We start from the raw sequence: 14,562 nt of genomic DNA, 5'->3' as shown, positions 1-14,562 counted from the left end.
GAAATCAGGCCTCCACCGCCTCGGGCGCTGCATAAGAGCCGTCTTCGCGGTGGACCTCTTTGCCCGTCACGGGCGGGTTGAAACAGCAAGCCATGACCAACTCTTCGTCCGCCTTCAGGCGGTGGCGGTCGTGCTTGTCCAGTGCGTACATGACGCCCGGCTTGATGTGGTGCACCTCGCCGGTGGCCAGATCGGTGATCGAGCCCTTGCCCTGCATGCAATACACGCTTTCAAAGTGGTTCTTGTACTCGAAAACATGCTCCGAGCCCGCCTCAAGGAACGTGATGTGAAACGAAAAGCCCATCCCGTCATCGGCCAGCAGCATCCGCACACTTGTCCATTGCGCGTCGGATACAACGCGATCGGGCTGGTTCTTGCTGATCTGTTCGAAGTCTCTGACAATCATATCGGTTACTCCGCTGCCATTTTCTGGGTTGTCAGGACGGAACGCGCCGCCTCTGTCAGGATGTTCAGCCCGTCTTTCAGAACTTCATCCGGTGTCGTCAGCGGTGCCAGAACCTTGACCACCTCATCCCCGGCCCCCGAGGTTTCGATGATCAGACCGTTCTCGAACGCCTCGGCGCAGATCGCGCCCGCCAGATCGCCAGAGCCGACATCGACGCCGCGCATCATGCCACGGCCTTTCAGCTTGGCCCCCGGCACCATCGTTGCGATGGTTTCCAGCGTGTGTTCGATCATCGTGGCCCGGCGCGCGACATCCTTTTGAAGGGCGTCATCGCTCCAGAATTTTTCGATCGCCACGCGGGCGGTGACAAAGGCGTGGTTGTTGCCACGGAAGGTGCCGTTGTGTTCAGCAGGCGTCCAGATGTCCAGTTCCGGCTTGATCAGCAGCGCCGCAAACGGCAGGCCCATCCCGCTAAAGGATTTCGCCATCGGGATCAGGTCCGCCTCAATCCCCATCTCCTCAAAAGAAAAGAACGGGCCGGTGCGGCCACAGCCTGCCTGAATGTCGTCGACAATCAGCAGTGCGCCATGTTCCTTGGCAAGGCGTGCGATGCCCTGCATGAACTCGGGCGTCGCGGCGTTCAGACCGCCCTCGCCCTGAACCGGTTCGATGATGAAGGCCGCCGGAGCGTCGACACCCGAAGACGGGTTGCCCAACATCTGTTCGATGATCTCAAGGCTGTCGACGTTCTCGCCAAAGGCACCCTCGAACGGCATGTGGGTTGTGCCGCCCAGCGGAGCGCCGGCGCCGGCGCGTTTGCCCGCGTTGCCCGTGCAGGCCAGCGCGCCCATGGTCATGCCGTGAAAGCCGTTGGTGAAGGCGATGATGTTGTGACGCCCGGTAACCTTGCGCGCCAGCTTGATCGCCGCCTCGACCGCGTTGGTGCCGGTCGGGCCGGTGAACATGACCTTGTGGTTCATGCCGCGCGGTTTGAGGATCACGTCCTCAAACGTCTCAAGGAACCGCGCCTTGACGCCGGTGTGCATGTCCAGCCCGTGCGCAATGCCGTTTTCGGACAGATGCGCCATCAGGGCGGCCTTCATGTCCGGGTCATTGTGACCGTAGTTGAGCGAGGAACAGCCCGCCAGAAAGTCGATATAGGTGCGCCCCGCCGCATCGGTCATTTCCGACCCCAGCGCGGTGGTGAACACGGTATCGAACCCGCGGCAATAGCTGCGGGCCTCAGATTCGCGTCGTTTGAAAATGGTCGGTTTAAAGATTTGCGATGACATGTGTGTCTCTCTCATTCTGATCAGGGAAGGACGTGGGGCGCGGGGCTCAGGCCGCCTGCGCCAGCTCTTCGTCCAGTTTGATGGTGACTAGATTCTCGGTCTTGTGCCGTTTCTGAAAGTGCAGCGACTGGGTGTAGTACGGCTGGACATCCAGCCCCCGGCCCTGCCTGCGGCCAAACTTGCGGAACAGCGCCCAGGACGCCTCGTTGTCGCCGGTGATGGTGGTCTGCAGCCGTGTCACGTCCTCACAGACGTCACGGTCGAGGATGGATTGCAGCATCAGGCCACCCAGCCCCAGACCGCGCGCCTTTTCAGACACGGCAACCTGCCACACGAACAGCGTGTCCGTGTCGTTGGGCGGGATGTACGCAGACACCCAGCCGACAACCTCACCGTCACGTTCGGCCACGACACAGGTGTCGGCGAAATGATCGCACTGCAGCAGGTTGCAATACATCGAATTCTCGTCGAGCGGCTTGCACGCGCGCACCAGCTCCCAGATCGCCGCGCCATCCTCTGCTGTGGGGCAGCGAAGAGTGGGCAGGGACGAACGGGTGATATCACGCGGGTGTTGCATCGGACTAAGTCTCCTTGATTGCTTTGGGTGGTACTTAGCGTAACGCAGCATGTATTTCAACGTGCAAAGCATTTTTTGTGCAAATCTAGCCATTTCTGGCCCTCAGACACCCATATGAGCCATGTTTACACTTCGATTTACAAATCATTATTCTCTTTGTAGGGCGTTCAAACGCCTTGTAAGATAGGTAATCCCTTGCACTGGACAGCCGATGGACCGCGTTGACACCTGCCTGATCGCCATCCGCCGCATTCTGCGCGCGACCGAATTGTACAGCCGTGAGTTGAAGCTGGTTGCCGGCGTCACCGCCGTGCAGTTTCGCGTGCTGCAGATCATCGGTGAACGCGGCCATGCCACGGCGAAAGAGATCTCTGTCCAGATGCGTGTGTCGCAGGCGACGGTGACGTCCTTGGTGGACAAACTGGTGCGGCAGAATCTGGCGGTGCGCGAAAAATCAGAGACCGACCGCCGCCAGATTAATATCCATATCACCGCCGCTGGGCGACAAACGCTGGCAGAGGCCCCCGACCCGCTGCAACAGCGCTTTGTCCGCAAGTTCGGGGCGATGGAGGATTGGGAACAGGCGATGCTGGTGTCCAGTCTGGAACGCGTCGCCGCGATGCTGGATGCCGATGATCTGGACGCCTCGCCGGTGTTGGATACCGGTGACATCAAAAACGTGCTGGATCACTGACCGCGCGGGGCTTTGTTGCGTAAATCGCGTGAAGCCCGGACTTGCCTTTCCCCCAGACACATTTATCCCTTGGGCTCTGTGACAGGTATGCCAAGCGCGGTGTAACCGTCACTAAGGCCGTACTCTCATCGGCGCGATTGGACGCGGTATAGGTCCGGCTGATTTTGATCGAGGGCGACGTCGCCGCTGAACGCCCACCTGGGCCTCTGTGACGGGTTAATGTTGAGCATGTGCGTCCAGCCGCAGCCGGGGCAGCGGAACTGCGCCACCGGGACCGGCGCGGACTGCCGGACTTGATGCAGACCAATCGCCTGCCAGAGCCGGACCGGGACAGCGAGACCTGGAAACGCTGAAACGCGGTTCACAGGATGCCGCCCGGCCCCGAATGCCCGCGCCGGTCCTACACCGGCATGATGGCCGCCGTTGCAGACCAAATGGGACGACCACGCCCTGCAACAGAAGATGACCGGATGACCAGAACGAACTGCATCCATCATGCCAGGTGCGCGGACGGGGTCACCGCCGCATGGGCCGAACGCACGGTCTGGCGAGCGCTCATGTCCTACGCGAAGGCGGAACACTGGCGCACCGACAATATTGCCCGAGACGCCGAGATCCGGCGCAGCAACTCGAAACCACATGAACCGTGGACGGCGATGGACGTGGTCGCCTTCCGCGCCCGCTGGCCGCTCGGGCCGGCAGAGCGGCAAGCGTTCGCGGTGATTTTCTGGACGGCGGCGCGTTGTATCGATGCCGCGTGGATCGGTTGGCAATGTGCGCGCGACGGCATCCTGAGCTTTGAGCAGGAGAAGACCGGCGGCAACGCCTGCGTTCCGGTGGCAGAGCCTATCCACCCGTTCCTGCGGGCGGACCCGAGGCACTCCTCGACGCCGCGGGATTGGAGTTCCTGTTCATTAGAGGTCGGGCAAAGCGCGGTCAATCAAGGCGCTGTCGATGCTGATCAGCTACGCGGCACGGGATGCCGGGCTGACCGGAAAGACGGCGCTCGGGCTACGCAAGGCACGCACTGTGATCCTGGCAGTGGGCGGCTGGCCCCCACACCGGATCGGCGTCTGGACGGGGCACGAGTCACTTCACGAGGTCGCCCACGACATCCCATCCGCGAACAAACGGGCAATGGCTTCTGGAAACCGGAGCGCGAACTGCGGTGGTGAAATTACGTTCATGTGAGGAAGAACAGGATCTTAGCCTGAAATTTGGCGCACCCAAGAGGATTCGAACCTCTGACCTCTGCCTTCGGAGGGCAGCGCTCTATCCAGCTGAGCTATGGGTGCGTTCTGGCGGCTGTATAGACCCAAGGGGCCGACCTCTGCAACGCCTTACTGACAGCCTGAAAAACAGAAGCTGACATTTCTGCGCGGCGGTCCGCATCCGCACGGTGCCGCACCGCGCGGTTTCCCGGCATACCCTTTTCCCGCGCCCGCGCCAGCGCAGCGGGTGCGGCCTGTCAGGGCTTGTGCGCCTGCGCCAGCATGGTCATTTCCGGGATCAGTGGGGCAACGGTTATTCCGGCAAATCCGGCCCCCGCCAATGCCCCGTCCAACCACCCGGCATCCAGTGAGCGGGCCTCTGGCGTAAAGGCTGTGTGTTGCAACTGCCAGAGGGCGGCCAAGGACGGTCCGCTCCGGTCCTCGTGTACCACAAAGTCATGGATCAGCACGATCCCGCCGGGATTGAGCACCTCGAACGCCTGCCGGATCAGCCGCGCATGGGTGTCGCCCGGCACACCCGACAGCAGATAGGACATCATCACCACATCCTGCCCCTGCGGCCATGGTGTCTCCAGCGCGTTGCCCTCGAGATAGGTGATCCGATCAGTCAGGCCCGCCTTGTCCACATACTTGCGCCCCAGCGCCGCGACATTGGGAAACTCCAGAATCGTCGCGGTCAGATCCGGGTTCGCCTTGCACAACGTGATGTCAAAGGCCGCCGTGCCGCCGCCCAGATCCAGCATCTTGTGTTTGCCGGACAGATCCAGCGCCTTGACCAGTTGCCGCGCCGGACCCAACGACCCGGAATGCTGGCTTTCGGAATAAAGCCGCGCCTCCTCGGGGTCGGAAAACCAATCGGCATAGGACGCGGTCGCATCCTCGGCCATATTGCCGCTCAGCGCGTCGTCCAGTTGATCCATCAGCGGATACATCTGTCGCCCGACCTGCAGGCGCAGATAGTCGGAAAAATCGTACTTGGCGCCCTGCACCAGAAAAGCCTGTGCTGCGGGGGCGTTGGAAAATCCGTCCTCATCAACCGCAACCAGCCCCATACCGGCCAGCGCCGTCAGCAGGGTTGTCACCCGGTCCTCATGTATCTTTGACGCCTGCGCCAACTCTGTCGCCGTCATCGCCCCCTGTGCCAGATGGGTAAAGATTCCCAGTTCGAGCGCGGCGAACAGCGCCTTCGATCCCATGAATCCAAATGCGATTTGCGAAATTTCGTCGGCGTCGGTCAAAAGCGACATGCGGTTCTCCGTGGCAGTTGCGTTGCCGACAGCCTGCCAAGACCCCACGCGAAATTGAACCCCCGTTCATAAAATGACCTGAACAGGGGCGTGCTCTGTCTAGAAAACCGGCAGATTAGCCGAAAAGATCGTGCGCCAGTTCCAACGCATCAACCAGCGCGTCCACCTCTGCCGTGGTGTTATAGAGGCCAAAGCTGGCCCGGCAGGTCGCGGTGACGCCAAGGAAATCCATCAGCGGCCCGGCACAGTGATGCCCTGCCCGCACCGCGACGCCCTTTTTGTCAAGGATGGTCGAGATGTCATGCGCATGGCCCGCCCCCTGCATCGTAAAGGAAAAAATCGCGGCCTTGTTTGGCGTCGTGCCCTGCACCGACAGCCAGTTCAGACCGTCCAGACGGGTCCGCGCATAGTCACGCAAGGCTTTCTCATGGGCGGCGATGTTGTCCATCCCCAGACCCATCATGTACTCCAGCGCGACGCCCAGACCGATCTGTTGAACGATGCCGGGGGTTCCGGCCTCGAACTTCATCGGGGGATCGTTCCAAGTGATTGCGTCCTTGTGGACCTCACGGATCATGTCGCCGCCGCCCATGAACGGGCGCATCTCATCCATGCGGGCGCGGCGCATCCAGATCGCGCCGGACGCCGACGGACCGTAGAGTTTATGCCCGGTGATCGCGTAGAAATCGCAGCCGATATCCTCGACATTCACCGGCATGTGGACCGTCGCCTGCGACCCATCCACCAGCACCGGCACGCCCTTGGCGCGGGCCCCGTCGCAGATGGTTTTCACATCCACCACCGTGCCCAGCACGTTGGACAGTTGGGTGACCGCGACCAGCTTGGTCCGGGGACCGATGGCGTCGACCACCTTTTGCGGATCAAGATAGCCGGTCGAATCCACATCGACCCATTTGATGACCACGCCCTGCCGTTCGCGCAGGAAATGCCACGGCACGATATTGGCGTGATGCTCCATCACCGACAGCACAATCTCATCGCCCGGCTCAAGATTGGGCATCGCCCAGCCATAAGCCACAAGGTTGATGCCCATGGTGGTGCCGGTGGTATAGACGATCTCTTCGGCGTCTTTGGCCCCAAGAAAACGGGCGATGATCTCTCGGACGCCCTCATATTTCTCGGTCGCAAGGTTCGACAGATAGTGCAGGCCCCGGTGGACGTTGGCGTATTCCTCGGCATAGCCGCGCGTCACCGCGTCGATCACAACCTGCGGTTTCTGCGCCGAGGCCCCGTTGTCCAGATAGACCAGCGGCTTGCCATTCACCTCACGCGAGAGGATCGGAAAATCGGCGCGAACTGTGTCGACGTCATACATAGCCTGTGATTCCTTCGGGTGTGACCCCTGCGAGGGTCAATAGCAGTGAGACGGCAAAAGCCATTGCAAACATGCCCAATACCAAGACGGCCAAGGCACGCAAGGGGCCGCCCAGTTCATGCGCCTCGTCCAGAAAGTTCACGGCGATCCAGACGCCAAGCGCCGTGGCCGCCATTGTTCCCAGTCCCGCCAACACCAGAGACACCGGGATGATCAACAGCAGCGCGCCCTGCACCAAAATGCGCAGCGCCTGCATCCAGATCATCAGCAGGGCGATTTCCTCGATCCGCGCCTTGCCTCCGAACAGCCGCCCGGCCCACGTCAGCGCCAGAATGCTGCCCGCCAATGCAGCACCTTGCAACACCAGCAGCATCACCGGGCTGGACAAAAGGGTCGGAACGCCCGTCGGATCCATCAGCAATGAGGCGGAAAAGATCAGCGCGTTCAGCACCACGACCAGCGCGAATGCCGTCCAAAGCGCCTCACGCCCTGGACGGATCGACAGCAACAAGGCGGCGACCTCACGCGGGTTTGTCACGCTTTGCAACGCCAGCTTCAGGAAAGCCTCCGGGGTCACGCCGCGCCCTCTTTGCCGTCCGGCCCTGACAGTTTGCGTGCCTCACGCAGGCCCGTGGTCCAGAACCAGAGCAGCACGCCAAGCCACGCGGCACCAACCAGCGTCAATGCGCCGCCTGCCCCGATAAACCCGCCAACCAGCCCGTAGAGCAATGCCAGCGGCGAGGCCGCCAGCAGCGCCCAGAACAGTGCAAAACGGGTATCGTACCCGCCAATCGGCCGCATGACGGCCGTAGACACCAACTGGCTAAGCCCGGCCACGACGTAAAAGACCAGCGGCAGAAAGATCAACGTCGCCAGCAGCGCCCCGCCAAGCGCGGGCTCCAAATCAGTGCCCTTCAGATGGGCCTCCCGCGCCAGCCGGGGCCATTGCGCCACAAACATCACCGCACAGGCCCCCATCAGGCAGGCCAGCGCGCGCGGTTCACTGACCCCGCGCAACAACAGCGCGCGCAGGGTCTGCCGCGGCCTGCGGTAGGTGGCGGCGATATCCCGGGTGACAGGCACCGGTCAGCTGCGCCGGCGCGCCAGCCAGGCCGCCACACGCTCGACCAGTTCCTCTTGCAGGCTCTCGTCCTCGATCTCCTGCACCGCTTCGGCGATAAAGGCGATGGTCAGCAGATCCTCGGCAGTGCCGCGCGGCACGCCACGGGCGCGCAGGTAGAACAGCCCCTCTTCGTCGATCGCCCCGGAGGTAGAGCCGTGCGAACAGGCGACGTCATCGGCGTAGATTTCCAGTTCCGGCTTGGCAAGGAACTGGCTGTCTCCGTCCAGCAGCAGCGACTGGCTAATTTGATAACCGTCAGTCTTCTGCGCGCCCGCTTTGACAAGGATCTTGCCCTGAAACACCCCCGTCGCGCCGTTGCGCAGCACCTTCTTGAACACCTGACGGCTTTCGCAGTTCACCGCGTCATGGGTGACAAAGATGGTGTCGTCATGGTGGAATGCGCCGTCTCCCATACAGGCCCCGGCCACATGCGCCACCGCATTGTCGCCGGTGATGTCGATCACGACCTCGTTGCGGGTCAGCATCCCGTTCACGGTCAGGGTAAAGCTCTTGAAAGTGCTCTCTTGCCCCAGACGGGCAAAGATGTGCGTGGCAGCGCGGCGCTCATGGTCACGGCCCTGCGCACGGATGTGGTGCAGCGTGGCATTGTCGGCCACATCGACCTCGATACACTGGTTGAACCGGGCGGCGGCGGGTCCGTTTTCAAGGATCGTCGCCTCGGCCCCGGCGTCCAGCTTGATCACATGATGCAGGATCGCATCCGAGGTTTCATCCTCATGGCGATAGATCAGGTTGATCGGTTTGGACACCTTGCCGGTGACGTGGATCAGCACGCCATCGCTGGCGAAGGCGGTGTTCAGCGCTGCCAGCGGGCGGGCCACCGGGGTCTGCCCTTGCGCCTCAAGAACGCCGTACAAGTCTTTGGCCCAATGAATATCTTTTGCCTCGGCCAGCCGGTCGACAGACACGCCCTCAAGGCTCAGATCGTCAGAGGCGGAGGCGGAAAACACGCCATCCACAAAGACGATCTTCAGCCGGTCGCGCGCAGCAAACAGCGGCGTCTCATCATCCTGATCCAGAACAGCGGCCGTGGGCGCGTCAGCCGTCACCAGCGTTTCGGGCCGGGTGTACTTCCAGTATTCGTCGCGGGCGGTGGGCAGGCCCATGGCCCGCAGACGCGACAGCGCGTCCGCACGCGCCGGATCGCTCCATCCGCCTTCTGGCAGCGCCAGCGCGGACAACCGCGCCTCGGTTGCGTCCAGTTTTGCCTGTGGCAATGCCATTACGCCACCTCCGCAAGGATGTCGGCATAGCCGTTCTTTTCGACCTCAAGCGCCAGCTCCGGCCCGCCGGTCTTGATGATGCGACCGTCGGCCATGATGTGAACCACGTCCGGTTTGATGTGGTCCAGCAGGCGCTGATAGTGCGTGATGACAAGAAAGCCGCGCCCGGCGTCGCGCAGCGCGTTCACGCCGTCCGCCACCAGTTTCATCGCGTCCACGTCAAGACCCGAGTCGGTCTCATCCAGAATGCACATCCGGGGTTCCAGCATCGCCATTTGCAGGATCTCGTTGCGCTTTTTCTCACCGCCGGAGAAGCCAACATTAACCGGACGCTTGAGCATCTCGGCGTCGATCTTCAGCGACTTGGCTTTTTCGCGGATCACCTTGAGGAACTCGGCAGAGGACATTTCTTCCTCGCCGCGCGCCTTGCGCTGTGCGTTCACAGCCGTGCGCAGAAAGGTCATGTTGCCGACGCCGGGGATCTCAACCGGGTACTGGAACGCCAGAAACAGACCGGCGGCGGCGCGCTCTTCGACGTCCATATCCAGCAGGTCTTCGCCTTCCAGCGTGGCCGCGCCATCAGTGACCTCATAGCCGTCCTTGCCCGACAGGACATAGGATAGGGTCGACTTGCCAGAGCCATTCGGCCCCATAATCGCATGCACCTTGCCCGCTTCGACGGTCAGGTTGACGCCTTTGAGGATCTGCTTGTCCTCTTCTTCAAGTTTGACGTGCAGGTTCTTGATTTCCAGCATTTTTAGTCCTTCTCAAGTCTGGTCTGTCGCGCGCCTTTGCCCAATGGCGGGCGCGACGGTGTTCCAATGTCGGGGCGGTGAGTCAGTCGATCACCACCGCTGTGCCGCTGGCCGAAACCATCAGCATGTTGTTGATCACTTCGTAGTCGAGGTCGACGCCGACCACAGCGGTGCCGCCAATGGCAGCCGCACGTTCTTCAAGTTCCCGCAGCGCGGTTTCGCGCGCTTCCTGCAGGCTTGCCTCGTAGGCACCAGAGCGACCGCCGATGATATCGGTGATCCCGGCAAAGATGTCCCGGAACACGTTGGCGCCAAGGATCGCCTCACCCACGACGATGCTCTTGTAGGCGGTGATGCGGCGGCCTTCGATGGCCGGGGTCGTGGTGACGATCATCGTTTAACTCCAAGTTCTTGTGAGACTTCTCTCAGGTAAGACACAACTATCGAAAGCCCCGTCGGCGCTGTCGTTACATCGGCCCCCAGTGGCCCCAAAGGCTGCAGTGTTGCTTGGTGAAAAGGCTGGGCTCACAGTCGCGGACCCGCATGGAGGCATCCACATCAATCCCGTAAAGGAAGGTCGGGTCATACAACGGACCGGCGGCCAGCGCCGGTTCTTGCCAACCGACGCCCGTCACGACCAGCGACACTGCCGCCAGCCCCAGAACCGCGCCTTTGACCCAGCCCGAGTTCACCCAACCGACCCTTCAAGCGAAATGGCCACCAGTTGCTGCGCTTCCATGGCGAATTCCATCGGCAGCGCCTGCAACACGTCGCGGCAGAACCCGTTGACCACGAGGGCCACGGCCTCTTCCTCGTCCATGCCACGCTGGCGGCAATAGAACAGCTGGTCGTCGTCCACCTTGGAGGTGGTCGCCTCATGCTCGACGCGGCTGCTGTTGTTTTTGACCTCGATATACGGAACCGTGTGCGCCCCGCATTTGTCGCCGATCAACAGGCTGTCGCACTGGGTATAGTTGCGCGAATTCTTCGCCTTGGGGTGCATCGACACCAGACCACGATAGGTGTTCTGCGCCACACCCGCGCTGATGCCCTTGGACACGATGCGCGACCGCGTATCGCGGCCCAGATGGATCATCTTGGTGCCGGTGTCGGCCTGCTGGTGGTTGTTGGTGATGGCGATGGAATAGAACTCACCTTGCGATTCATTGCCGCGCAGGATGCAGGACGGGTATTTCCACGTCACGGCAGAGCCGGTCTCAACCTGCGTCCACATCACCTTGGCCCGGTCGCCCCGGCAATCGGCGCGCTTGGTGACAAAGTTGTAGATGCCGCCCTTGCCCTCTTCGTTGCCCGGATACCAGTTCTGGACCGTCGAGTATTTCACTTCGGCGTCTTCTTCGATGATGATCTCGACCACGGCGGCGTGCAGTTGCGCCACATCGCGCTGCGGGGCGGTACAGCCCTCAAGGTAGCTGACATAGCTGCCCTTGTCGGCGATGATCAGGGTGCGTTCGAACTGGCCAGTGTTTTCCGCGTTGATGCGGAAATAGGTCGACAGTTCCATCGGGCAGCGCACGCCCGGCGGCACATAGACAAACGATCCGTCAGAGAACACGGCCGAGTTCAGCGTGGCGTAGAAGTTGTCCGACACCGGCACGACGGACCCAAGGTACTTTTTCACCAGTTCGGGGTGTTCGCGGATCGCCTCGGAGATCGAACAAAAGATCACGCCGGCCTTCTTCAGTTCCGCTTGAAAGGTCGTGCCCACGGAAACGGAATCGAACACCGCATCCACCGCCACACGGCGCTCACCTTCCTTGGCCTCGGCCGGGGTCGCTTCCGCGCCCTCGACGCCCGCTAGGATCATCTGTTCCTTCAGCGGGATGCCCAGTTTTGCGTAGGTTTCCAGCAGCTTGGGATCGACCTCATCCAGCGACTTCGGCTTTTCCATCATCGATTTGGGCCGGGCATAGTAATACTGGTTCTGAAAGTCGATTTCAGGATAGTCGACCATCGCCCAGTCAGGCTCTTTCTTCTGCAACCAGCGTTCATAGGCCGCCAGACGCCAATCGGTCATCCACTGGGGTTCTTCGTTCTTTTCCGAGATCAGACGCACGATGTCCGGCGTCAGCCCTTTGGGGGCATATTCCATCTCGATGTCGGTGTCCCAGCCATGCTTGTATGTGCTGACCGACTTGACAGCATCCACCGTCTCTTGGTCGACGCCGTCCTTGATTGTCACTTCATCGAAAGCCGCCATCGGGGTTCCTCTCTTTCATGCAGCCCGCGCGCGGTGCCGCTGGTATTTGCTGATCCAGGCGTCGCAAAAGCGCGCCACGTCGTCTTCTGTTGTGTCCAGACCCAGGCTCACCCGAATGGCGCCGCCTGCTGTCTGGTCGTCGTATCCCATCGCCTCCAGAACGCGGCTCCGGCTGACCTTGCCGCTGGAACACGCAGACCCGGCGCTGACAGAGAAGCCAGCAAGGTCCATCTGCATGACCTGCGTTTCGCCCTTCCAGCCCGAAGTCGCAAGGCACGCGGTATTCGGCAAACGGACCGAGTCTTTCCCGACTGAAATAGTCACCTCAGAGGCAGCCTCAAGAGATTCTTCTAGAATGTTTCTAAGTTTTTCGACCCGGTGCCATTTTCCTGCCGCAACGTCACTATGCGCCGCCTCTGCCGCCGCGCCGAACCCGGCGATGCCGATGACGTTTTCGGTGCCCGAGCGCCGCCCCATCTCTTGCCCGCCGCCCTTCAGGATCGCCTGTGGGTCATCGCGGGTGAAGTTGATAAACGCGCCAACGCCCTTGGGGCCGCCGATCTTATGCGCCGACAGGATCATATAGGCCGGCTTGCGTCCCTCGGGATACAAGACTGGCATCTTGCCCGCCAACTGGGTGATGTCGCAGACCACGGTCCTGTCGCCGTCACTGGCCACAACACAGCCGTCCGGCATCATGATCCCGGTCTCGCTGTTGGCGGCAGACACAGCCACCAGTGTCGCCTGCCCGTCCAACACATCAAGACTGCCAACTGTGCCATCCGCGCGGTGCAGCGCGGGCAAATCCAGCTCTGACCAGACGTTCAGACAGTCGTGCTCCGTGGGCAGCGCGGCAAACGCCCCGCCATGCCGATCCTTTTGCGCCACCGCCAACGCCGCCGCCTCTGTTGCCGATCCGGTAAAGATCACCTGAGAGGTCAGGCAACCCACCAGTTCCGCGACCTGCGCGCGCGCCGTCTCGACCACGCCTTTGGCAGCCCGCCCTTCGGCGTGGACCGATGAAGGATTGCCTACCACATCCATCGCCGCAATCATCGCGGCGCGCGCCTCGGCGCGCAGCGGCGTGGTGGCGTTATGATCAAGGTAGACGCGTGACATGCCCTACTTGTCCTCTTCATCCACCACGGCAAAGATCGACGGCACCGCCGGACAAGGCGCCAGCGAGTTTTCGACCACATCCGACAGCCGTGTCTGATGCAGGAAGACATAGACATGCGCCGACAGGCTCTGCCACAGGCGGTTGGTCATGGATTGCGCACGGCTGCCCGATAGCCCGCCAGAGGCGCCCGCCCCCACATGCATCGCATCCACTGTCTCATCGACGGCTGCCAGCACCTCGACCACCCGGATCTCTGCCGGGAGCCGCGCCAAGCGGTAACCGCCGCCCGGACCGCGTACCGATTCCACCAGCCCGGCGCGCCGCAGTTTGACAAATAATTGCTCCAGATACGGCAAGGACACGTCCTGCCGTTTGGAAATATCGCCAAGCGTGACCAGCCCCTCAGAAGACTGCATCGCGATATCTGTCAACGCGACCATGGCGTAGCGACCTTTGGTACTCAGCTTCACGGCAGTTTCGCCCCTCATCGCGGCGGCAATTGACCTTACCCGTTCAATTGCCTATCTGCTTCCCAGCCCGGAACACGCCGGAGCCGATTTAGAACTCTTCTAAAGTAGCCGCGTGTTTTGGTCAAGAATGCCAAGGCGTCCAGTTGGGCCGCCCTTCAAGTTGATGAGTAAGGAGCTGCGCCGCCCCATGCCCGAGGTGATATTTCCCGGACCCGAAGGCCGACTAGAAGGCCGCTATCATCCGCAAAAAGACCGCGATGCCCCTATCGCGATTGTTCTTCATCCGCACCCGCAGTTCGGCGGGACGATGAACAACAAGGTGGTCTACAACCTCCACTATGCGTTCTACAACATGGGCTTTACCGTGCTGCGGTTCAATTTCCGTGGTGTTGGACGCAGTCAGGGTGAATACGACCAAGGCGTTGGCGAATTGTCCGATGCGGCATCCGCGCTCGATTACCTGCAGTCGATGAACCAAAACTCCAAGCATTGCTGGGTGGCCGGTTTCTCATTTGGCGCATGGATCGGGATGCAACTGCTGATGCGTCGGCCCGAGATCACCGGATTCGTCTCGGTCTCTCCGCCGGCCAACATGTATGACTTCAGCTTCCTCGCGCCCTGCCCCTCGTCCGGTCTGGTCATCAACGGGACCGCCGACCGTGTGGCCCCGCCGGTTGATACCCGGTCGCTGGTGTCCAAACTGCATGAGCAGAAGGGGATCACGATCACCCATCAAGAGGTCGAAGGGTCCGGGCATTTCTTTGAAGAGCCGCACATGGACACGCTGATGGACTCGGTGTCCACCTATGTGAAGCGGCGCTTGACCGAAAACAGCCGCTGAGGAG

At 61.5% G+C, this 14,562-nt stretch carries 18 protein-coding genes and 1 tRNA gene; 3 read left to right on the top strand and 16 right to left on the bottom strand.

The window, feature by feature from the left end:
- Positions 1-4 precede the first annotated feature (4 nt).
- From ANTHELSMS3_RS14645 to ectA, 3 genes are read right to left on the bottom strand one after another with little or no spacing between them, the layout of a single operon-like run.
- On the bottom strand, positions 5-406 hold the full coding sequence (locus tag ANTHELSMS3_RS14645; RefSeq protein WP_094035516.1) for an ectoine synthase: 402 nt from the start codon (positions 404-406) through the stop codon (positions 5-7).
- Between the two features lie 5 nt (positions 407-411).
- Positions 412-1,698, bottom strand: a complete 1,287-nt coding sequence (ectB, locus tag ANTHELSMS3_RS14640) for a diaminobutyrate--2-oxoglutarate transaminase (protein ID WP_094035515.1) — start codon at positions 1,696-1,698, stop codon at positions 412-414.
- Between the two features lie 46 nt (positions 1,699-1,744).
- Positions 1,745-2,275: a diaminobutyrate acetyltransferase gene (gene ectA, locus ANTHELSMS3_RS14635; RefSeq protein ID WP_094035514.1), complete on the bottom strand. Its 531-nt coding sequence runs from the start codon at positions 2,273-2,275 to the stop codon at positions 1,745-1,747.
- 211 nt (positions 2,276-2,486) lie between these two features.
- Here ectA and ANTHELSMS3_RS14630 point away from each other — a divergent pair, with 211 nt between their 5' ends.
- Positions 2,487-2,969: a MarR family winged helix-turn-helix transcriptional regulator gene (locus ANTHELSMS3_RS14630; protein ID WP_094035513.1), complete on the top strand. Its 483-nt coding sequence runs from the start codon at positions 2,487-2,489 to the stop codon at positions 2,967-2,969.
- 125 nt (positions 2,970-3,094) lie between these two features.
- On the opposite strand, the gene ANTHELSMS3_RS26495 is transcribed toward ANTHELSMS3_RS14630, so the two are convergent.
- The gene (locus ANTHELSMS3_RS26495) at positions 3,095-3,199 is read right to left on the bottom strand and encodes a hypothetical protein (protein ID WP_368074439.1); all 105 of its coding nucleotides are present in this window, start codon (positions 3,197-3,199) and stop codon (positions 3,095-3,097) included.
- Between the two features lie 240 nt (positions 3,200-3,439).
- Here ANTHELSMS3_RS26495 and ANTHELSMS3_RS14625 point away from each other — a divergent pair, with 240 nt between their 5' ends.
- Positions 3,440-4,144: a hypothetical protein gene (locus tag ANTHELSMS3_RS14625; protein ID WP_157733520.1), complete on the top strand. Its 705-nt coding sequence runs from the start codon at positions 3,440-3,442 to the stop codon at positions 4,142-4,144.
- 43 nt (positions 4,145-4,187) lie between these two features.
- Here the strand turns inward: ANTHELSMS3_RS14625 and ANTHELSMS3_RS14620 are convergent.
- The 12 genes from ANTHELSMS3_RS14620 to ANTHELSMS3_RS14565 all read right to left on the bottom strand — a co-directional run bounded on the left by ANTHELSMS3_RS14620 (position 4,188) and on the right by ANTHELSMS3_RS14565 (position 13,717).
- Positions 4,188-4,264, bottom strand: a tRNA-Arg gene (locus tag ANTHELSMS3_RS14620).
- A gap of 173 nt (positions 4,265-4,437) precedes the next feature.
- Positions 4,438-5,448 (bottom strand): methyltransferase family protein, encoded by a 1,011-nt coding sequence (locus ANTHELSMS3_RS14615; protein WP_094037146.1) that lies wholly within the window; start codon positions 5,446-5,448, stop codon positions 4,438-4,440.
- 115 nt (positions 5,449-5,563) lie between these two features.
- Entirely contained in the window at positions 5,564-6,784 is a 1,221-nt protein-coding gene (locus ANTHELSMS3_RS14610; RefSeq protein WP_094035511.1) for a cysteine desulfurase, read from the bottom strand.
- The gene (locus tag ANTHELSMS3_RS14605) at positions 6,777-7,361 is read right to left on the bottom strand and encodes a YIP1 family protein (RefSeq protein ID WP_094035510.1); all 585 of its coding nucleotides are present in this window, start codon (positions 7,359-7,361) and stop codon (positions 6,777-6,779) included. The genes ANTHELSMS3_RS14610 and ANTHELSMS3_RS14605 overlap by 8 nt, the downstream gene beginning before the upstream one ends.
- On the bottom strand, positions 7,358-7,867 hold the full coding sequence (locus ANTHELSMS3_RS14600) for a YIP1 family protein (RefSeq protein WP_094035509.1): 510 nt from the start codon (positions 7,865-7,867) through the stop codon (positions 7,358-7,360). The genes ANTHELSMS3_RS14605 and ANTHELSMS3_RS14600 overlap by 4 nt, the downstream gene beginning before the upstream one ends.
- Before the next feature lie 3 nt (positions 7,868-7,870).
- Complete coding sequence (gene sufD, locus ANTHELSMS3_RS14595; protein ID WP_094035508.1) at positions 7,871-9,151, bottom strand: Fe-S cluster assembly protein SufD; 1,281 nt, start codon at positions 9,149-9,151, stop codon at positions 7,871-7,873.
- On the bottom strand, positions 9,151-9,906 hold the full coding sequence (gene sufC, locus ANTHELSMS3_RS14590; RefSeq protein ID WP_094035507.1) for a Fe-S cluster assembly ATPase SufC: 756 nt from the start codon (positions 9,904-9,906) through the stop codon (positions 9,151-9,153). The genes sufD and sufC overlap by 1 nt, the downstream gene beginning before the upstream one ends.
- An 82-nt stretch (positions 9,907-9,988) precedes the next feature.
- Entirely contained in the window at positions 9,989-10,300 is a 312-nt protein-coding gene (locus ANTHELSMS3_RS14585; RefSeq protein WP_094035506.1) for a heavy metal-binding domain-containing protein, read from the bottom strand.
- Positions 10,301-10,373: 73 nt separating this feature from the next.
- Positions 10,374-10,598, bottom strand: a complete 225-nt coding sequence (locus ANTHELSMS3_RS14580) for a hypothetical protein (RefSeq protein ID WP_094035505.1) — start codon at positions 10,596-10,598, stop codon at positions 10,374-10,376.
- Positions 10,595-12,127 carry a Fe-S cluster assembly protein SufB gene (gene sufB, locus ANTHELSMS3_RS14575; RefSeq protein ID WP_094035504.1) on the bottom strand — a complete coding sequence of 511 codons (1,533 nt, stop codon included), beginning with the start codon at positions 12,125-12,127 and terminating at the stop codon, positions 10,595-10,597. Before sufB ends, ANTHELSMS3_RS14580 begins: the two co-directional genes overlap by 4 nt.
- A 15-nt stretch (positions 12,128-12,142) precedes the next feature.
- Positions 12,143-13,246, bottom strand: a complete 1,104-nt coding sequence (locus ANTHELSMS3_RS14570; RefSeq protein WP_094035503.1) for a cysteine desulfurase family protein — start codon at positions 13,244-13,246, stop codon at positions 12,143-12,145.
- A 3-nt stretch (positions 13,247-13,249) separates the two neighbouring features.
- A complete protein-coding gene (locus ANTHELSMS3_RS14565; protein WP_094037145.1) occupies positions 13,250-13,717 on the bottom strand; it encodes an Rrf2 family transcriptional regulator in 468 nt (155 codons plus the stop codon).
- A gap of 187 nt (positions 13,718-13,904) precedes the next feature.
- On the opposite strand from ANTHELSMS3_RS14565, the gene ANTHELSMS3_RS14560 reads away from it, so the two are divergent.
- Positions 13,905-14,558 (top strand): alpha/beta hydrolase, encoded by a 654-nt coding sequence (locus tag ANTHELSMS3_RS14560; protein ID WP_094037144.1) that lies wholly within the window; start codon positions 13,905-13,907, stop codon positions 14,556-14,558.
- The last annotated feature ends 4 nt before the right edge of the window (positions 14,559-14,562 follow it).

It is taken from the genome of Antarctobacter heliothermus, from assembly GCF_002237555.1.
GTDB classification, from domain to species: Bacteria; Pseudomonadota; Alphaproteobacteria; order Rhodobacterales; family Rhodobacteraceae; genus Antarctobacter; species Antarctobacter heliothermus_B.
Note: the sequence above shows the minus strand (reverse complement) of the source record. Positions and strands in the feature narration are given on the sequence as shown.